Annotated in this window: 19 protein-coding genes and 2 rRNA genes; 10 read left to right on the forward strand and 11 right to left on the reverse strand. The window is 40.1% G+C overall.

Features of this window, described 5'->3' with window-relative positions; translation table 11 throughout:
* The first annotated feature begins 41 nt into the window (after positions 1-41).
* The 5 genes from alaS (at position 42) to galU (ending at position 5,557) form a co-directional block, all read left to right on the forward strand.
* A complete protein-coding gene (gene alaS / locus ACTG7X_RS03020; protein ID WP_439257051.1) occupies positions 42-2,666 on the forward strand; it encodes an alanine--tRNA ligase in 2,625 nt (874 codons plus the stop codon).
* Positions 2,667-2,764: 98 nt separating this feature from the next.
* Positions 2,765-2,956: a carbon storage regulator CsrA gene (gene csrA / locus ACTG7X_RS03025; protein ID WP_439257053.1), complete on the forward strand. Its 192-nt coding sequence runs from the start codon at positions 2,765-2,767 to the stop codon at positions 2,954-2,956.
* A gap of 9 nt (positions 2,957-2,965) precedes the next feature.
* Positions 2,966-4,330, forward strand: coding sequence for a phosphomannomutase CpsG (locus ACTG7X_RS03030; RefSeq protein WP_386689141.1), 1,365 nt, complete (start codon positions 2,966-2,968; stop codon positions 4,328-4,330).
* A 59-nt stretch (positions 4,331-4,389) separates the two neighbouring features.
* Positions 4,390-4,578: a hypothetical protein gene (locus tag ACTG7X_RS03035; RefSeq protein WP_439257055.1), complete on the forward strand. Its 189-nt coding sequence runs from the start codon at positions 4,390-4,392 to the stop codon at positions 4,576-4,578.
* Between the two features lie 91 nt (positions 4,579-4,669).
* Positions 4,670-5,557, forward strand: a complete 888-nt coding sequence (gene galU, locus ACTG7X_RS03040; protein ID WP_439257057.1) for a UTP--glucose-1-phosphate uridylyltransferase GalU — start codon at positions 4,670-4,672, stop codon at positions 5,555-5,557.
* A gap of 34 nt (positions 5,558-5,591) precedes the next feature.
* On the opposite strand, the gene ACTG7X_RS03045 is transcribed toward galU, so the two are convergent.
* Positions 5,592-6,656 carry a glycosyltransferase family 9 protein gene (locus ACTG7X_RS03045; RefSeq protein WP_439257059.1) on the reverse strand — a complete coding sequence of 355 codons (1,065 nt, stop codon included), beginning with the start codon at positions 6,654-6,656 and terminating at the stop codon, positions 5,592-5,594.
* Between the two features lie 181 nt (positions 6,657-6,837).
* On the opposite strand from ACTG7X_RS03045, the gene ACTG7X_RS03050 reads away from it, so the two are divergent.
* Entirely contained in the window at positions 6,838-7,572 is a 735-nt protein-coding gene (locus tag ACTG7X_RS03050) for a 3-deoxy-D-manno-octulosonic acid kinase (RefSeq protein WP_439257061.1), read from the forward strand.
* A gap of 93 nt (positions 7,573-7,665) precedes the next feature.
* Here ACTG7X_RS03050 and srmB read toward each other — a convergent pair whose 3' ends face one another.
* Positions 7,666-8,988: an ATP-dependent RNA helicase SrmB gene (gene srmB, locus ACTG7X_RS03055; protein ID WP_439257078.1), complete on the reverse strand. Its 1,323-nt coding sequence runs from the start codon at positions 8,986-8,988 to the stop codon at positions 7,666-7,668.
* Between the two features lie 67 nt (positions 8,989-9,055).
* Between srmB and ACTG7X_RS03060 the strand changes: the two genes are divergently transcribed.
* A complete protein-coding gene (locus tag ACTG7X_RS03060) occupies positions 9,056-9,766 on the forward strand; it encodes a tRNA1(Val) (adenine(37)-N6)-methyltransferase (RefSeq protein WP_439257063.1) in 711 nt (236 codons plus the stop codon).
* A gap of 41 nt (positions 9,767-9,807) precedes the next feature.
* On the opposite strand, the gene ACTG7X_RS03065 is transcribed toward ACTG7X_RS03060, so the two are convergent.
* The 3 genes from ACTG7X_RS03065 to asnA form a co-directional block, all read right to left on the reverse strand.
* Positions 9,808-11,106: an ammonium transporter gene (locus ACTG7X_RS03065; RefSeq protein WP_439257065.1), complete on the reverse strand. Its 1,299-nt coding sequence runs from the start codon at positions 11,104-11,106 to the stop codon at positions 9,808-9,810.
* 27 nt (positions 11,107-11,133) lie between these two features.
* The gene (locus ACTG7X_RS03070; RefSeq protein WP_439257067.1) at positions 11,134-11,472 is read right to left on the reverse strand and encodes a P-II family nitrogen regulator; all 339 of its coding nucleotides are present in this window, start codon (positions 11,470-11,472) and stop codon (positions 11,134-11,136) included.
* Between the two features lie 245 nt (positions 11,473-11,717).
* Entirely contained in the window at positions 11,718-12,710 is a 993-nt protein-coding gene (asnA, locus tag ACTG7X_RS03075; protein ID WP_439239973.1) for an aspartate--ammonia ligase, read from the reverse strand.
* A gap of 182 nt (positions 12,711-12,892) precedes the next feature.
* Between asnA and asnC the strand changes: the two genes are divergently transcribed.
* Positions 12,893-13,345, forward strand: coding sequence for a transcriptional regulator AsnC (gene asnC / locus ACTG7X_RS03080; RefSeq protein ID WP_439239971.1), 453 nt, complete (start codon positions 12,893-12,895; stop codon positions 13,343-13,345).
* 52 nt (positions 13,346-13,397) lie between these two features.
* On the opposite strand, the gene ACTG7X_RS03085 is transcribed toward asnC, so the two are convergent.
* A complete protein-coding gene (locus ACTG7X_RS03085) occupies positions 13,398-13,475 on the reverse strand; it encodes an IS3 family transposase (RefSeq protein ID WP_439257079.1) in 78 nt (25 codons plus the stop codon).
* Positions 13,476-14,121: 646 nt separating this feature from the next.
* Here ACTG7X_RS03085 and ACTG7X_RS03090 point away from each other — a divergent pair.
* Both ACTG7X_RS03090 and ACTG7X_RS03095 read left to right on the forward strand, forming a co-directional pair.
* Positions 14,122-14,982 (forward strand): HamA C-terminal domain-containing protein, encoded by an 861-nt coding sequence (locus ACTG7X_RS03090; protein ID WP_439257069.1) that lies wholly within the window; start codon positions 14,122-14,124, stop codon positions 14,980-14,982.
* A complete protein-coding gene (locus ACTG7X_RS03095; protein ID WP_439257070.1) occupies positions 14,982-17,147 on the forward strand; it encodes a DEAD/DEAH box helicase in 2,166 nt (721 codons plus the stop codon). Before ACTG7X_RS03090 ends, ACTG7X_RS03095 begins: the two co-directional genes overlap by 1 nt.
* Before the next feature lie 96 nt (positions 17,148-17,243).
* Here the strand turns inward: ACTG7X_RS03095 and ACTG7X_RS03100 are convergent, their stop codons facing one another.
* From ACTG7X_RS03100 to ACTG7X_RS03120, 5 genes are all read right to left on the reverse strand, one after another.
* Positions 17,244-18,437, reverse strand: coding sequence for an IS256 family transposase (locus tag ACTG7X_RS03100; RefSeq protein ID WP_439257080.1), 1,194 nt, complete (start codon positions 18,435-18,437; stop codon positions 17,244-17,246).
* 156 nt (positions 18,438-18,593) lie between these two features.
* Positions 18,594-19,061: a hypothetical protein gene (locus ACTG7X_RS03105; protein ID WP_439257071.1), complete on the reverse strand. Its 468-nt coding sequence runs from the start codon at positions 19,059-19,061 to the stop codon at positions 18,594-18,596.
* 10 nt (positions 19,062-19,071) lie between these two features.
* The gene (locus ACTG7X_RS03110) at positions 19,072-19,278 is read right to left on the reverse strand and encodes a hypothetical protein (protein WP_439257073.1); all 207 of its coding nucleotides are present in this window, start codon (positions 19,276-19,278) and stop codon (positions 19,072-19,074) included.
* 170 nt (positions 19,279-19,448) lie between these two features.
* Positions 19,449-19,564, reverse strand: a 5S ribosomal RNA gene (gene rrf, locus ACTG7X_RS03115).
* Positions 19,565-19,719: 155 nt separating this feature from the next.
* A 23S ribosomal RNA gene (locus tag ACTG7X_RS03120) occupies positions 19,720-19,932 on the reverse strand; the annotation flags it as partial.

Raw genomic sequence — 19,932 nt, forward strand, 5'->3', positions numbered from 1 at the left:
ATAGCAGTAATTTATTGACATTCAACAACGATTAACGAGTTATGAAAACAACAGCAGAAATTAGACAGTCCTTTTTAGATTTTTTCCACAGCAAAGGCCATCAAGTGGTGGACAGCAGTTCCCTTGTGCCTGAAAACGATCCCACCCTACTTTTTACCAATGCAGGGATGAACCAATTTAAAGATGTTTTTCTTGGTTTAGAAAAACGGGCTTATACTCGAGCTACCACGGCACAACGTTGTGTGCGAGCAGGAGGTAAACACAATGACTTAGAAAACGTCGGTTATACCGCACGCCATCATACATTCTTTGAGATGATGGGAAATTTTAGCTTTGGCGATTATTTTAAACAAGATGCGATTGCTTTCGGTTGGGAATATTTAACCTCACCACAATGGTTAGGTTTACCGAAAGAAAAACTCTACGTTACCGTGTATGAAACCGATGACGAAGCCTATAATATTTGGCATCAACAAATGGGTGTGCCTGAAAATCATATTATTCGTATTGGTGACAACAAAGGCGCACCTTACGCCTCCGATAACTTCTGGGCCATGGGTGACACTGGGCCTTGTGGTCCATGTACGGAAATTTTCTACGATCACGGTGAGCAACATTGGGGTGGTTTACCGGGTAGTCCAGAAGAAGACGGCGATCGCTATATTGAAGTGTGGAATATTGTATTTATGCAGTTCAACCGCTTGGCAGACGGTACAATGGAGAAATTACCGAAACCGTCCGTTGATACCGGTATGGGCCTAGAGCGTATGACCGCCGTGATGCAACATGTAAATTCCAACTATGAAATTGATATTTTCCAAACCTTAATCCGCAAAGTGGCGGACGTGGTGGGCGTGCAAGATTTAAACAATAAATCGTTGCGTGTAATTGCCGACCATATTCGTTCTTGTGCGTATTTAATTGCTGACGGCGTGATTCCATCTAATGAGGGACGAGGTTATGTATTACGCCGTATTATTCGCCGAGCGGTTCGCCACGGACATTTATTAGGGGCAAAACAAACATTCTTCTATAAATTGGTGCCGACGTTAATTGACGTCATGGCAGATGCGGCGAAAATCGTGAAAGAAAAACAAGCCAACGTTGAAAAACTGTTACGTTTGGAAGAAGAACAATTTGCTCGCACCTTAGAGCGTGGGTTAACGTTATTAGATGATGCCTTAGCCAATGTGAAAGACGGCGTATTGTCTGGTGAAGTGGCCTTTAAATTATATGATACTTACGGTTTCCCATTGGATTTAACCGCTGATGTGTGCCGTGAACGTGATATTCAAATTGATGAAGTCGGCTTTGATAAAGAAATGGAGGCGCAACGTTTGCGAGCGCAGTCTGCTAGCCAGTTCGGTATGGATTATAATAATGTGATTCGTGTGGACGGCACCACGCAATTTGAGGGGTATAACAAAGCAGAAAGTCAGGCAAAAGTCACCGCACTTTTCCAAGATGGTAAAGCCGTAGAACGTATTGAGGCGGGCCAAGGTGCCGTCGTCATTTTAGAAAATACCCCATTCTATGCCGAAATGGGCGGACAAATTGGCGACAGTGGCGTGTTAAGCCATGAACATGGCCAATTTGAGGTAAAAGACACCCAAAAATACGGCCAAGTGTTTGGTCATTTAGGTGAATTGCAAGTCGGCAGTTTAAGCGTGGGGGATGTGGTTGAGGCTAGCGTAGATAATGTGCGTCGTCAACATACCCGATTAAATCACAGTGCGACCCATTTATTGCATTCTGCTTTACGTCAAGTGTTAGGCGAACATGTGGCGCAGAAAGGATCGTTAGTCTCTGATGTGGGTTTACGTTTTGACTTTGTGCAACCTGAGGCGATTACCAAAGCGCAGTTGGCTGAAGTCGAACGTATTGTGAACTTCCATATTCGAGCCAATCACCCGGTATTAACCGAAGAAATGGGCATTGAACAAGCGAAAGCCAAAGGAGCTATGGCGCTGTTCGGTGAAAAATATGGCGACGTGGTGCGTGTCGTGACCATGAGTCCATTCTCCATTGAACTTTGTGGTGGATTACATGCGGAACGTACTGGTGATATTGGTTTATTTAAATTGGTTTCTGAGGGTGCCGTGGCCGCCGGTATTCGCCGTGTAGAGGCTGTAACGGGCGAGGGCGCTATTGCTTGGTTGCATCAACAACAAGCCATTTTAGATAGGGTCACCGAGGCGTTAAAATCTGATGTGGCGTCATTGCCAGAGAAAATTAATCTATTGCAAGAAAAAGCCAAGAAAACAGAAAAAGAATTACAACAGTTAAAAGAGAAAGCCGCTATGCAAGCTGGCTCGAATTTGGCACAAAGTGCGGTGAAAATTAATGGAATTTCGGTCATTGTTCAACAGTTGGACGGTGTCGATAGCAAAGCATTGCGAGTGATGGTCGACGATTTGAAAAATCAACTCGGTTCTGCCGTGGTGGCGTTTGCCTCGGCTGTTGAGGGCAAAGTCAATTTAATTGTCGGCGTAACAGCGGACCTCACAAGCAAAGTGAAAGCAGGTGAATTAGTCAATCTTATGGCTCAGCAAGTGGGCGGAAAAGGTGGTGGTCGTCCAGATATGGCCATGGCCGGCGGTTCCCAACCCGAAAATGTGGCTAACGCATTGGATGTGGCATCTGATTGGTTAAAAGGAAATTTGTAAGTGTTATATCGTAATATCTTGTTGTGATTTACAAGATTTGTTATCAATAAGGAAGTTGTTAACACAAACAAATATAATCATATAAAGAGGAGACGTATATGCTAGTTTTAACCAGAAAACTGGGCGAGAGCTTACTCATTGGTGATGATATTGAAATCACAGTGTTAAATGTCCGTGGTAATCAAGTTAAATTAGGTGTGAAAGCACCCAAAGACGTTTCCGTTCATCGGGAAGAAATCTATCAACGTATCAAACAATCTCAAGATGACGAACATTCAGAGATTAGTTAAGGAGAATCTATGAGTAAATTAACGTGTTTTAAAGCCTATGATATTCGTGGCCGTTTAGGGGATGAACTCAATGTCGATATTGCCTATCGCATTGGTCGTGCCTTTGGTCAATTCTTAAAGCCGAAAAATATTGTAGTGGGTGGTGACGTACGTTTAACCAGTAAAGAGTTGAAAAGTGCTGTGACAAATGGCTTATTAGATTCTGGTGTTGATGTGATTGACTTAGGTGAAGTGGGTACTGAAGAAGTTTATTTCGCTACTTCATTCTTAAAAGCGGATGGTGGTATTGAAGTCACTGCTAGCCATAACCCAATGGATTATAACGGCATGAAATTAGTGCGTGAAGGATCTCGTCCAATTAGTGCAGACACAGGACTCGCTGATATTCAACGTTTAGCGGAGGAAAATAATTTCCCTGCGGTAACTCAACGTGGTCAATATAAACAACAATCGGTGATTGGTGATTATGTTGAACGTTTACTTTCTTATGTAAACCTAGATAATATCAAACCATTAAAATTAGTGATTAACTCAGGTAATGGTGCGGCAGGTCATGTAGTGGATGCGATTGAAGCACAATTTAAAGCTCGCCGTGTGCCAGTGGAATTTATTAAGGTGCATAATAATCCAGACGGTACTTTCCCACATGGTATTCCTAACCCAATTTTACACGAAAACCGCCAAGACACCATTGATGCGGTATTAAAACACAAAGCCGATATGGGGATTGCCTTTGATGGCGACTTCGACCGTTGTTTCTTCTTTGATGAAAACGGTGGTTTCATTGAGGGTTATTATGTGGTCGGTCTATTAGGTCAGGCTTTCACCCAAAAACAAAAAGGGGCGAAGATTATCTACGATCCTCGTTTAATCTGGAATACGGAAAAATTAGTATCCGCTAACGGTGGAGAACCTGTCATGTCGAAATCAGGTCATTCTTTCATTAAGGAAAAAATGCGTGAAGTGGATGCGGTTTACGGTGGCGAAATGTCAGCACACCATTATTTCCGTGATTTCTACTATTGTGATAGTGGTATGGTGCCTTGGTTATTAGTGATGGAATTAGTGAGCACAACAGGTAAATCCTTAGGTCAATTAGTGACAGAAAGCATTAATACTTATCCATCACCAGGTGAAATCAACAGCAAATTAACCGATGCCAAAGCATCCATTGCTCGTGTACGTGCTGCCTATGAAAAAGATGCAGTGAGTGTCAATGAAATTGACGGTATTAGCATTGAATATCCAAACTGGCGTTTCAATTTACGGAGCTCAAATACGGAACCTGTGGTGCGTTTGAACCTTGAAACCCGTGGGGATAAAGTGTTGATGCAAGAGAAGACGGATGAGATTTTGGCGTTGTTGCGTCAATAAAAAATCTTGTTAATATTGACCGCACTTTAAAAAAGTGCGGTTATTTTATAATTAATATCGTGTTTCGCCGATGGCGACTTACTTTTTCTTTACTCGCTACGCTCGCACTTCGTGCCGTTGGCAAAGCCAACGTTCAAAATCCTGTGGATTTTGTGCTCGTGCAAAGCAAAAGTAAGCAAAAAGAAACACGCCCCGATTTTGCCTTGTTTCCCGAAAATCATTCAATTTGCTTAACGGAAAAATTGTAAACTCGCTACGCTCAAACAGTACAATTTTTCCTACAAATTAAATGATTTTCAGGCGGCAAAGACGGGGACTACATTTAGAAAAGGACAAAAAATGAAAGTCATTATTCCTGTGGCTGGCTTAGGTACACGAATGTTACCTGCCACCAAAGCCATTCCAAAAGAAATGCTTACTTTAGTCGATAAACCATTAATTCAATATGTCGTCAACGAATGTGTCAATGCAGGTGTAAAAGAAATCGTGTTAGTCACCCATTCCTCCAAAAATGCCATTGAAAACCACTTCGACACCTCTTTTGAATTGGAAACCATGTTAGAAAAACGGGTGAAACGTCAGCTATTGGAAGAAGTGCGCTCCATTTGTCCGAAAGATGTGACCATTATGCACGTCCGTCAAGGTAACGCCAAAGGCTTGGGACACGCTGTTTTATGTGGTCGTCCTGTGGTGGGCAATGAGCCTTTTGCTGTGGTGTTACCTGATGTGCTATTAGCGGATTTTACAGCGAATCAAAAAACTGAAAATCTTGCTGCCATGATCAAACGCTTTAAAGAAACGGGCAATAGTCAAATTATGGTTGCCCCAGTGGATCCAAAAGATGTGAGTAGTTACGGTATTGCAGACTGTAACGGTGTGGAATTTGCGGGTGGTGAAAGTGCCAAAATTGCGCGTATGGTAGAAAAACCAAGTGTAGAAAAAGCACCGTCTAATCTTGCCGTAGTTGGTCGCTATGTGTTTTCTGCTGAAATTTGGCATTTACTCGAAAAAACCCCCGTTGGCGTGGGTGATGAAATTCAATTAACGGATGCCATTGATATGCTTATCGAAAAAGAAACCGTGGAGGCTTTCCACATGACGGGAGAATCTTTCGACTGCGGTGATAAAATTGGTTATATGCAAGCCTTTGTAGAATATGGTTTACAACATGAAAAATTAGGCAAACCGTTCAAAGACTATTTGAAAAAATTAGCGAAAACCTTGTAATTTGCCTAAAATTCCCTCTCCCTTTGGGAGAGGGCTAGGGTGAGGGTAACCATTTCCGCATTTCATTCACCACATCTTTCACTTCAATTTCCGCCATCAAATTTTTACCCGATAATTTGGTTGCCCATGGTAATTCACTAGTTGGCTTATGAAATTCTTTTAACGCATTTTGCTCATAGACCGAAATCACATTATCTAAATTATGATAAGGACCTGTTCGCCAAGGATTATGATAAGCATACAGACCGATAACAGGTGTTCCCACCATGGTGGCAATATGAGCAGGACCACTATCGGGTGCGATCACTAAATCTGCTTGTTGGATTAAAGCGGTCAATTCAGCTAAACTCGTTTTTCCGCACGCATTGGTTATCTGATTATCACAAAGTGCGGTGATTTTTTGGCAAATTTCCATTTCTCGTGAAGCAGGAGAACCACATAAAATCACGTTAATACCTTGTTGAGTGGCAACATTGGCGAGCTCCGCATAGCGTTCAATCAACCAATCTTTTTCCGTTTTGCTGGAGCAAGGGGAAATAATCAGATTGCGTTGGTTTGGTTGAATAAAGGTTTTTGCCTTTTGTTGTGCTGGCAAAGAAAGGTTTAATTGCCAATGAGGGGTAAATTTTGCTACGCCAATTTTTTCGGCAAATGCCATAAAACCGTCTAACACATGAGGATTTTCAGGATCATTAACACATTGATTAACAAAAAAATGTTGCCCTTCTCTGGTACGCTTTTTCCCAAAACCGATTTTATATTTGGCTTTAATACCTAAAGATAAAATAGATGCACGGAAAGCGGTTTGCATATTTAATAACGCATCAAATGATTGATTTCTTAGCTGTTTCCATAAAGCAAAAACGCCTCGCCAACCTGTTTTCTTATCAAAAATCACCAAGTTAATTTGTGGGTTTTCAGGCATCACCTGTGATAATAACGCATACTCCACCTTTCCTACAATCCAAGTGATTTGACAAGCAGGATAAAAACGAGCAATTTCTTGTACCACGGCTAAAGCATGCGTAATATCACCAATAGCGGAAAGGCGAAGAACGCATAGGGATTTTGGCGGATTTTGGGGATTAAACAAAGGCATAAATTATCCTCATTCCTCCCCCTCTCCCTCTGGGAGAGGGTTGGGGTGAGGGTAAAATGATGTTTATTAAATAAACCCTCACCCTAGCCCTCTCCCAGAGGGAGAGGGAATAGTGTTGAGGGGAATTGGAAATAATACTATTTTAAAGTAGAATGATGCGAACGCCAACAAGGAATATAAAATGATTGAACGACAAGATCAAAATTGCTTTTTTTTATTAGCGAATGACAGTTATGCTGAGCTCAATTATCGTCAATTTTTTAGTCCAGATTACTGGTTAAAAAAAGAGCGAGTTTCAGGCACCGCCAAAGGACGTGGCACCACTTATTTTTTACAAACCGCTGATCTGTTCGGTGTTAATACCAGCTTACGTCATTACTATCGTGGCGGATTATGGGGCAAAATTATTCGAGATCGCTACCGTTTTATCGCACTTTCACAAACACGCAGTTTTGCCGAATTACGTTTGTTGCAAAAATTATACGTGGCTGGTTTACCTGTGCCGAAGCCGATTATGGCGGTCGTTGAAAAAGGCAAGTTAGGTATTTGTTATCGTGCTGATATTTTGATGGAAAAGATCGAAAATGCTCAAGATTTAACCGCACTTTTACAGCATCAAACCTTGCCCTCAGAAATTTGGCAACAGATTGGCGGCTTAATTCGCCAGTTGCACGATTTACAAATTTGCCATACGGATTTAAACGCCCATAATATTTTGCTCCAACAGACAGAAACAGGGCAAAAATGTTGGTTGTTAGATTTTGATAAGTGCGGTGAAAAATCAGGGGATTTTTGGAAACAAGGCAATCTTGAACGATTACAGCGTTCTTTTCATAAGGAAATTGAACGGATGAAAATTCAATTTAGCACGCAAAATTGGCAAGATTTATTAAGCGGTTATCATATGATGGGATAATCTTTCGTCACTTTCGGCTCCCGTGAGCCTATTCCTCATTTAGGTATAGGCTCAAGAATTATTTACAAAAATAAATACCAACTCTTTTATCTACTATTCCTGATGTCCCCCACTCGGTTTACGCCGTTTCCCAATATTCTTCGTATCTTTATGACGCACTTTGACTTTTTTCTTCTGCTCGTCTTTTTTCTTCTCTTCTCGTTTCGCTTTGATACGAGCTTTGGCTTTTTTACTCACGGTTTTTACTTCACCGTCTTTCGGGGCTTTAGTGCGAGGTTCTAATCCCTCAATAATTCTTGGTTTAAGCAATTCTTCGGTATAACGTTTAATCTTACCGAGTAAGCCGTAGTCATGCGCCTCTACAAAAGACACAGCGGTGCCTTTTTTACCCGCTCTTGCTGTACGGCCGATACGGTGTAAATAGGTGTCTGCACTATAAGGCAGATCGAAATTCATAATATGGCTGACATCCTCAATATCAATGCCTCGTGCAGCGACATCCGTTGCCACTAACACAGTCACCACGCCATTTTTGAGTTTATCAATGGCATTATTCCGTTGGGTTTGCGCCATTTCACCCTCTAAATAGGTGCTACGAATATTGCGTTTGCGCAAGGTTTCCGACAGCTCACGCACATCTTCACGACGACGTACAAACACAATGCCACGAGTCACTTGTTCATTTTCAATAAAGCGCACCAGTAACTTGGTTTTATGTTCCACGTTATCCGCATGATAATACCATTGGTTAATTTTCTTGCGTTCACGGCGACTTGGCTCCGCGTCTACTTGTAGCGGATCTTGCAATAAACGCTCGGCAAAATCGGTTAATAATTCGCCCTCTAAAGTCGCAGAAAATAACATAGTTTGTTCACGCCAACGGGTTTCCGCCGCAATTTTTTCCGCATCTTGTCCAAAGCCCATTTGTAACATGCGATCGGCCTCATCAAAGATCAGAATTTCGACCGAACGACAGTCAAAATTTTCTTCTTTGATATATTGCAATAACCGACCAGGAGTGGCAACCACTAAATCTTGGTTCTTATTAAACACTTCACCGTGATTTTGATAGGCCACGCCGCCGGTAATAGTGGCAATGTTTAAATGGGTAAACTGCGCCAATTCTTCCGCTTGTTCGGCCACTTGCATGGCTAATTCACGGGTGGGAGTAAGTACTAAAATCCGTGGCGGCCCAGGTTGGCGGCGTGGGTTGTCTAATAAATGCTGAATGGCGGGCAATAAAAAGGCCGCCGTTTTGCCGGTGCCCGTTGGCGCGGAGCCTAATACATCTCGCAGTTCCATGGCCGCCGGAATGGTTTCTTGCTGAATCGCCGTTGGGCGAGTATAGCCTTTTTTCGCTAAGGCTTTCAGCAATAGCGGGGAAAGGTCAAGTTCTTCAAAAGTCAGTTGTGACATCATTTTCTCTAGTTTATTGTCAAAATTATGCTAAATTATACCGCACTTTCAGGCAATCGGGGGATTTATGTCGGGGTTTCGTTTTAAACAATTTCAGATTCAGCATGATCGCTGTGCCATGAAAGTGGGTACGGACGGTATTTTACTCGGTGCTTGGGCCGACATTCAACAGGCGACGCATATTTGTGACCTTGGTACGGGATCGGGATTGGTGGCGTTAATGCTCGCACAACGTACACATCCACACGTGCAAATTGTCGGGGTGGAAATCGATCCTGATGCGGCTCAACAGGCCCAAGATAATGTTAATCAATCGCCATGGAAAAATCGGGTACAAATTCTTCAGCAAGATATCAGGGAATTTGCGCTAAACTGCGGTGAAAAAAGGCCTAAATTTGATTTAATCGTGGCTAATCCACCTTATTTTGCGCAAGGCGTGGATTGCCGAGATGCCGCACGCAATACCGCCCGTTATACCCAGCAACAAACCCATATAGATTGGCTCCATGTGGCTGAACAATGCCTCACCGAGCAAGGCAAAATTCAATTTATTTTACCGTTTGAACAAGCAGAAACGCTGATTAAAAACACCGCACTTTTTTGCAATCGGCGTTGTGAAATCATCACCAAACAAGGCAAGTCGCCACATAGAATGTTAGTTTCCTTTGAAAAGAGAAAAACCGCACCTCAAATCGAGCAATTAATGATTTATGATGAAAATCATCAATATACGGCCGAATTTGTGGCATTAACTGCGGCGTTTTATTTAAATCTCTAAAAGCCACCGTTGGGTGTACTTTTAGAGATTAGGTGGCTAAACTACTCAATACGCTCGCCGTGTAACACCAAGTCTAATCCTTTACGTTCATCATCATAGTCGACACGTAAGCCAAGGGTTTTATCAATGATCTTGAGAATAATGAAACTGCCCATGGCGCTGTAAGCGATGGTAATAATGACACTTTCAATTTGTAACCACAACGTGGTGTCGGTGCCTGAAATATCCGTCGACACAAAAACGCCTGTTAAAATCGCCCCGACAATGCCACCCAGACCGTGAATGCCAAAGGCATCGAGCGTATCGTCATAGCCAAGCCAATATTTTAATTTGGTGGCGCCCACAAAACAGATCGCACTGGTGATCACGCCAATAAATAAGGCACTTTGTACGCTGACAAACCCTGCTGCAGGGGTAATCCCCACCAAACCCGCAATGGCACCAGAGGCCAAACCTAAAGCAGAGGGTTTATGTTTTAAGCAAACTTCAATGAGAATCCAAGTTAAGGCCGCCGCCACCGCCGCCACTTGGGTGGTGGCTAACGCCATGCCGGCACGAGCATCTGCGGCTAATGCCGAACCGGCATTAAATCCAAACCAGCCGACCCATAACATCGCCATCCCAATTAAGGTTAACACTAAGTTGTGTGGCGCCATCACTTCACGTCCGTAGCCAACACGTTTGCCGATCATGATGGAAGCCACTAAACCCGCCACGCCCGCATTAATATGGATCACGGTGCCGCCCGCATAATCTAGCACCCCATCAGAGGCCAGCCAGCCATCAAGCCCCCACACCCAATGGGCGGTTGGAATATAAATACACAATGACCAACATCCCACGAATAAAAGTAACGCAGAAAATTTCATGCGTTCCGCAAAGGCGCCCGTGATAATGGCACCCGCAATAATTGCAAAGGCCATTTGGAAAAGCATAAACACGGATTCAGGAATGGTACTCGCCCCGGGGTAAATAGTCCCCAAGCCTTTTTCTGATAATAAATCTAAACCTTGTAAGAAAAAGCGATCCGTTCCCCCGAGCAAACCATTTCCCTCGGTAAAGGCAAGGCTATAACCAAAGCATATCCAAATCACGCCGATTAAACAGGCGACAGTTAAACTTTGCATCATGGTGGCCAATACGTTTTTCTTACGCACCATGCCGGCATAAAACAAAGCCAATCCCGGCAAGGTCATAAATAATACCAAAATCGCTGACACCATCACCCAAGTGGTATCGCCAGAGTTAAGTTCAGACAGGGGTTTTAACCATTCTGCTGTACTTGCCGTGGCGAGCATAGGAAAACTCGCCAATCCCATTGTTAATAACCATTTACACATATTTTGATCTCCGAAAAATAAGAAAAATTACACCGCACTTTCATCCACTTCGCCAGTACGAATGCGGATCACACGCTCGACGGGTTTAATAAAAATTTTGCCATCACCGATTTTGCCCGATTGTGCCGCACTGCAAATAGCCTCCACCACTTGCTCGACAAGCTCGTCGGTAATCACAATATCCAGTTGAATTTTAGGGATAAAATCAATCATGTATTCTGCCCCCCGATAAAGTTCGGTATGCCCTTTTTGACGCCCCACTCCTTTTACTTCGAGTACGGTCATGCCATGGATCCCCATGTCATTGAGCGCATCTCGCACATCGTCTAAACGAAAAGGTTGAATAATGGCTGTGATTTGTTTCATTTTGCTTTCTCCTGTGTTGTTAAAAAATGTTGACGTAAAATTTAGGTAAAACAGGGCCACCTCTAGCCAGATTGTCAACATGACAAACTGCCACTAAAGTGAGAAAGAAAACAGATAATTATCGGAAAAGAGAGATCTTTAGAGATAAATCTGTTCCCTTGCGGCGTCCACCGCTAAGGAACAGACCTTAGCGGAAAGATTAACCTAAATTAAAATTATCGCTATTCATTGAATTAAATGCCTAATTAAAGAATATTTTTAAATTCAGCCAAGACATCTTTTGGCCATACGCTTGATTGTACTTCGCCAATGTGATGTTTTTGCAACAACAACATAGCTAAACGAGATTGCCCAATCCCACCACCAATAGACAATGGCATACGTCCGTTAATTAAATCTTGGTGCCAATCAAATTTTAAACGATCTTCATCATGCGTAATGGCTAACTGCTTACGCAATGCGGTTTCATCCACTCGAATACCCATGGAAGAAAGCTCAAAAGCACGTTCCAATACAGGGTTCCAAACGAGAATATCACCGTTTAAACCTTTGTATTCACCCTCAGAAACCGTTGTCCAGTCATCATAGTCTGGCGCACGACCGTCATGTGGTTTACCGTCAGATAACACGCCACCGATACCGATTAAGAACACCGCACCATATTTTTTACAAATTTCGTTTTCACGTTCTTTGTCTGTCATGCCTGGATAGGCTTGCACCAAATCTTCTGAATGTACAAAGGTGATTTCTTTCGGTAAGAACGATTTCAAGCCGTATTTTTCATCCACCGCTTGCTCGGTTTCTAAAATTGCGGAATAAATTGAACGTACGGTTTCTTTTAAGTAAGCTAAGTTACGTTGACCGGCCGGAATCACTTTTTCCCAGTCCCATTGGTCCACATAAATTGAGTGCGTTTGGTCTAAGCTGTCCTCATCTGGACGTAAGGCTTTCATGTGAACAAATAAGCCCTCGCCCTCGGCGAAACCAAAACGGGCTAACGTATGACGTTTCCATTTTGCTAATGAATGTACCACTTCAAATCTGGCATCTTCAATCATTTTTACATTCACTTGAACCGCTTTTTCTTTACCTGATAAATTATCTTGAATCCCATTACCCACTTGACTTAAGATGGGACCTTGAACTTCAACCAGTCCCAAATGTTGCGCTAATTTTTCAGTAAACGTGTTTTTGGCAAAGCTAATTTCTTGTTGTTGTAAAATAAATGATTTTTTCATGGTTAAATACCTTTGTTCTTGTCAATTAAAATAGGTGTTTCGCTTGTTGCGTAACGCTTGTTGCATATTATTTAACATTACAAGCATATTTTTCAATACTTTTTATAAAAGTTTCGATATAATACAGAAAATATTCAAAATACACATAATAATTTTAGATAAATTCTAATAACGAGGTAGCTATGCAAACTATTGACAACTTAGATCAGCAAATTTTACGTGTTTTAACCAAAGATGCTCGCACACCTTATGCTGAAATGGCCAAAAAATTTGGCGTTAGTCCAGGGACAATTCATGTGCGAGTCGAAAAAATGCGTCAATCCGGCATTATTGAGGGTACCAAAGTGCGAATTAACGAACGCAAATTGGGCTATGATGTATGCTGTTTTATTGGGATTATCCTCAAATCCGCCAAAGATTACGACAAAGTGATCCACCGCCTTGAAAGTTTTGACGAAGTGGTCGAGGCCTATTACACCACGGGCAACTATTCGATTTTTATCAAAGTCATGACCCACACCATTGAAGAACTACATCATGTGTTGGCCACCAAAATTCAGTTGATTGATGAAATTCAGTCCACAGAAACCCTGATTTCTATGCAAAATCCGATTTTGCGGGATATTCGGCCTTAGCAAAACCAAAAGTGCGTGGGGGAAAATGATCTACCCCAAAAAAGTTTGACACTTACATCAAGGACTGACGACGATATTGTATCGGACTCAGTTCTTTTAATTTCATCAACAGTCTTAAAGGATTTCCCATAAAAACGTTCCGTTTTCTTGTAGAATATACTGATATGTCTCACCCTAATGGTTAGGTAGTTAAGGGGGAAGGAAATAGTAAAACAACTGCCATTTATCTAACACAAAAGCAATCAATCATGCAGAGGAGATTACAAGAAATCAGTGACCTGATGCTAAGATACATGGTGTTGATGGTAAAATCCGATGGGGAATAGCTATAGCAATGACCCTTGTCCACCAAAATAAAATTCTTTAATCTACTAGTGATTAGAGACGGTAAACTTGTATTATCATCAGTCAGCCATTTCAAGTGGTTGTGTATTAAAATGGTTTGTTGTAGTTTGGTATATCCGTCTATTCATACGGAAAAAAGTGTGCTAATAAAGCCCCAAAAGCACAAACAATATACCAAAACAAAATCAGACTTCATATCTACTTCATATCTGGGGCTATTTGGCGTGCTAATATGATGGAGCATGATTTACAGTCAGGCAGCCTGAAACCTATGGAATACAAATCTACAAGCTCAAAATTGAGCCGTTTGACGAAATCCAGCGCGTCCAAGCATTGTGTTTGAAATAAATGACTAGGCTAGTGCTAACGAAGGGTGTATTATGGTACGGGCAAATTCGCCATATCTTTATTTTTTGAGGTGTGTAGTTATTATGTCTTTTCCAGAACCGCCAGAACCATTCTTAGAAGTTAGAGTTCACGATTTTACTAATAATCCATTAGTACCAGTTTGTGCATTATGCGTTGGTTATGAAGGCGGAGAATGGCGGGCATCTAGCTTTGCAAGTCATGTCATGGAGTGGCTGCCAGAATTCTGTTTGCCTATTGATAAATTAAATAATTTTTCCTCAAGCAATGGTTTAAGATTAATAAGAGAGGCTGCTCGCTTGGTTTACCAAACAGATAAATACCAAACAAGAGGAGAGTTTGGAGAGTTATTTCTCCATATGGTACTACGACAAATCTATAAATCCATCCCTGTAATTAGCAAAATTTACTTTAAAGATTCTGCTAATAACACAGTCAAAGGTTACGATGCTGTTCATGCAATTGAAATTAATGAGAAATTAGAGCTCTGGCTTGGTGAAGTGAAGTTTTATAAGGATAAAAATAAAGCTATAAAAGATGTAATTGATGAAATTAAAGACCATATAAAAATCGACTATATGAAAAATGAAAAAATGTTCATTTTAAATAAGATGGATAAAAGTATTCCGTATTATGACAAATTATCTAAACTTCTTAATACGAATACATCTCTGGATAAACTTTTTGATTGTGTTTGTATACCAATATTAATTACATATGAAAGTAGTGTTTTAACAAAATACGATAAAAGTACAGATGATTTCAAAAAAGATTGTGTAAATGAAGTTATGGATATTAGGAAAGATTTAGAGAGTAAGTTAAGAGATTTAAATTTACCCGTCAAAATCTATCTTTTTCTAATACCATTGCAAAATAAATCTATATTATTATCGCGGTTAAATGATGAATTAAAGAGGTTGCAATAATGCTTTCATATCAAGAATTAGAGAGTAAATTAAAATCTAAGGATGAAATAGGAGCTGATAATGCTTTTGTGATATTGCAATCCGTCTGCAATCTAGTTAATCAAAGTCCAGAGGATATTCGTAATCAGTATTTGGTTTTGAGGGTATTGGATAGAAAAGAAGAATTTGAACCATTTTTAGAAATTATAAATGGCTTGGTTAGTCATTTTGGTCTATATCCTTATTTGGACACAGATGTTATTACTATCAAGGATGCTATAGCTAGAGAAATGCATAGGCCAGCACTAATTAGTAATAGCTTTGATATGGAGAAAGACAATGAGAAAGAATCTGATAATATAGAAAATGAAGGGATTGTGTTTCATCGAGTGCAAGCGGAGATATTTCAATATCTCATTAATAGGGAAAATGTTATATTAAGTGCTCCGACAAGTTTTGGGAAAAGTGCTTTGATTGATTCTCTTGTGCAAACCAATATTTTTAATAACATTATTCTCATTGTCCCAACAATTGCTTTAATTGATGAAACAAGAAGACGCCTATCTAGATTTAAGAATGATTATAAAATAATCACTCATGCGTCTCAGACTCATACAGATAGAAACATTTTTATTTTGACTCAGGAAAGAGCAATAGATTTCCCTGAGCTTCCTCAGATGGATATTCTTATCTTGGATGAATTTTATAAGCTAGATCCGCGAGAAGATACAGATAGAGCAATGACATTAAATCATGCTTTTTATAAATTGAAAAAACAATCTAAGCAGTTTTATCTATTGGGTCCAAATATTCAAAATATACCAGAAGGGCTGCCAGAAGAATTCAAATGTCGATTTATTAGAACTGACTATGCCACAGTAGTTACCGAATTAATTCGTGTAACTCCAGAGAAAAATGATAAAAAACATAGATATGATAAGTTATTAAGTTTATGTAAGAGCGTTAATGAGCCTACTCTTATATTTTGTTCATCACCCCAAAAAGCAAGGGAGATCACTCAACTACTTGTGGATAATTGTATAAAAAAGGGGATGGGTTTACTAGAAGCGGCTCACTGGGTTGGGGAAAATTATCATCCTGAATGGATATTTGTTAAAGGCCTTAATGCTGGGATAGGGATGCATCATGGAAGAATTCCTAGAGCGTTGGCACATTTATGTGTAAAAGGATTCAATGAAGGTAAGTTGCCATTTTTAGTGTGCACATCCACTTTGATCGAAGGAGTCAATACCAAGGCTAAAAATATTATTATATTTGATAACATGATAGCCAAAAGGAAATATGATTTCTTTACATTTAATAATATCAGGGGGCGATCAGGGAGAATGTTTCAATATTTTATTGGTAATGTTTATATTTTTAACGATCCCCCTGAAGAAGAACTTCCTCTAGTTGAGATTCCTATCTTTTCTCAAGAAGATAACTCTTCGGAAAGTTTACTCATCCAGATAGAAAAAGAAGATATTAAAGATAATGCTTGGAATAGAATTAAGAAATATTATCAGCAAGATATTTTGAGCGTTGATGTGATACGTAGTAACTCAGGCGTAAATCCAGATAATCAATTAGAATTAGCTAAATACTTAATTCAAAACAATGAGAAAAATTTATCGCTTGCTTGGAGCAGTTGGCCTAATTATAAGCAATTAGAGTTGTTGTGTGAATTAATATGGGACTATTTAGTTAATGCTTCAGAAAGATTTGCAGAAATAAGGTCAGGGAAACAGTTAGCATTTAAAATAAATCAGATTAAAAATAACACCATTAAAGATATTATAAAAAATAAAATTGATGAAGGTGCCAAGGCAGATGATGCTATAGAATCAGAGTTGAATTTTACACGGCAGTGGATGCAGTTTCATTTTCCCAGATTTGCTATGGCGGTTTGCCGTATACAAAATGAAATTGCTGATAGATTTAATGCAAAAAAAGCAGATTATAGTTTTTTCTGTGGGCAGGTTGAAAATATGTTTTCTGATCCTGCTTTAATAGCATTGGATGAATATGGCTTACCTTTCCCCTTGGCGAAAAAAATAGAAAATCAGTTAAATGCAAATGGATCATTGGATCAAGCAATTAGTAATCTGTCTAAAATAAAAATAAATGAATTAGAGCTTACGCCATTTGAGGAGGAAGTTATAAAGGATGTGAGAGAAACGATTTGAAGTACTGTTTTAATTCATTCTATGTTAGTTTTATATAGGTCTCAAATTTGGATGTTTGGGTATCTACCCCACATTTTGTGTAAACACCAATTTCACTTAAAGGTGATCATTTAAGCGATCACCAAATTCTAGCACAAAATGGTTCAATGCTGCTCGCCAATTTCGGATTGGCATTGACCATTTTTTAGATGTATCTCTAATCGCAAGCCAGACTATTTTAATCACGGATTCGTCAGTCGGAAAAACATTTCGTTTTTTAATCACTCGCCGAATCACGCTATTTAACGATTCTATCGCATTGGTCGTGTAAATTGCCTTGCGAATATCGTCAGGATAGCTGAAAATCGTGGCTAAATTCGCCCAACGAGTCTGCCAGCTTTTGGCGATTAAGGGGTATTTTGCTTGCCATTTTTGCTCAAAATTAGCCAGTGCCTGTAGGGCTACCTGTTCCGTAGGTGCTTGATAAATCAGCTTTAAATCCCCTGTCACGGCTTTGTAATCTTTCCAAGTGACATATTTCAAACTATTACGAACCATATGCACGATACACAGCTGAATTTTCGTTTCAGGAAAAACAGTATTAATCGCATCAGGAAAGCCTTTTAAACCATCAATACAAGCAATCAGAATATCCTGTACGCCACGATTTTTAAGCTCGGTTAGTACGTTTAACCAAAATTTTGACCCTTCATTTTCGGCAATCCAAAGCCCCAAAAGCTCTTTACGCCCTTCCAAATTCACGCCAAGAGCGATAAACACGGCTTTATTGATAATGCGTCCGTCTTGGCGAACTTTCACCACGATACAATCCAAATAAACAATGGCATACACCGCATTAAGGGGTTCATTTTGCCACTCAATAATGCGTTCTTTGACTGAATCAGTCACCCGAGAAATTAGGCTAGGTGAAACATCGGCATCATAAAATTCCTTAAACGAATCAACAATCTCTTGATTACTTAACCCTTTGGCATATAAGGCAATAATTTGCTCATCCATACCCGTGATGCGAGTCTGATTCTTCTTAATAATCTGGGGTTCAAAGGTGCTTTCACGATCTCGTGGAATGTTGAGTTCAATATCCCCCTCATCGGTGAGCAAGGTTTTTTGACTATAACCATTTCGGCTATTTTTAGCCTTTCTTGGCTGATTTTTCTTATAACCGAGATGTGAGGTCAACTCAGTATTGAGAGCAGCTTCCACGGTGATTTTTTTCAGCATTCGAGAAAGCTGATTGAGATCTTCTGGCGTTTTGAGGTTTTTAGCTAATTCATTAGCCAATGCTTTAATTTGTTATTCGTTCATCATAAAAATACCTGTTTTTGGTTATTATCTCAGAAACAGGTATTTACACAAATTTTTGTATAGGCTCTACCTGTGTGAATGACTCGCAAGAACAGGTATCTCCATCAATTTTGTTATAGGATTAGTTTTCCTATTTAGATATTACTTAAATTGTTCTTCATATTCTTCAAGCTGTTTTCTCAACATCATAAAACTAGCCCCAACTCGCTCAGCTGAACAGCCGGAGGGAAAACACCAGAGAGATGTTCGAAATACCACGTTATCATCATATAGTACAGCATTACGATATATTTTAGCGGCATTAAACCGAGTAATTTTTGAAACAGTAGACTTATAGTCCGTAAGTAACTGCCAATAAAATTCATTTCCATCGTGACTACCAACCGCTCCGAAGTGCCCATTATAGCGAAAATATAAAACTGTATCTTCTACACCTTCTATGGATATATTAATATCTGCATTTCCGCTCGCTATCACCATCAGCAATCTTTTTATCTCAGGAATAGTCCAGTTTTCATCTACCTCAACCATCTTAGAAGAAGCAAAGCCACTCATCCCAATTAGCAATAAAATAAATAAGAAAGATTTACAAAAAAATTTCGTTACCATAGATACCGCCTTAGTCATCTAAAATACCACCGCCAGCCATTTCCGTCTGTTGATTAAGAAAATGAAGCGGATTAACCGATAATTTATCTCGAGTTTGAGCTAAAATATCTATCTCATATTGTTTACGTTCGGCTGGATTTGAGAGATCATATTGATATTTCGCCCCATTCGCAGCTTGATAAAATGATCGACCATTTTCGAATTTCTTAAATAACATATTCCGTTACCTCATTATTTTAATTTTCTTGCAAGTATTGTTTATATAGATTTTGCTGACAAGCAAAATCTATAAGGAGTATACTCCTTTGAAAATCGATTATTTTTCGACCAACAAAAATAACAAAACCCCAGCTACTTTCATAACTGGGGTTCTCTTGATAATAAAAAACCTGATGGTGACCTACTCTCACATTGGGAAACCCAACACTACCATCGGCATTACAGCATTTCACTTCTGAGTTCGGCATGGAGTCAGGTGGGGCTACTGCATTATGACCATCAGAATATTCTTTGATGATTTTTCTGTTCTTTTTTGTTTTACTTTTTCTAAAAAGTGCGGTGTCTTTTTCCTCACTTTTTTCTTCTTAATTTGAAACAAGCTGTCTGAAGTCTTCGGTTTCTTTGTCTTCTCAAGGTTTCGCAAAACACTTGAGGTTGTATAGTTAAGCCTCTCGGGCAATTAGTATGTGTTAGCTCAACGGCTCGCACCGCTTACACACCACACCTATCTACGTCTTCGTCTTAAACAACCCTTACAATCTCTAAGATTGGGAGAACTCATCTCAAGGCAAGTTTCGTGCTTAGATGCTTTCAGCACTTATCTCTCCCGCATGTAGCTACCCAGCAATGCGTCTGGCGACACAACTGGAAC

The organism is Lonepinella sp. BR2271 (assembly GCF_051851515.1).
GTDB lineage: Bacteria > Pseudomonadota > Gammaproteobacteria > Enterobacterales > Pasteurellaceae > Lonepinella.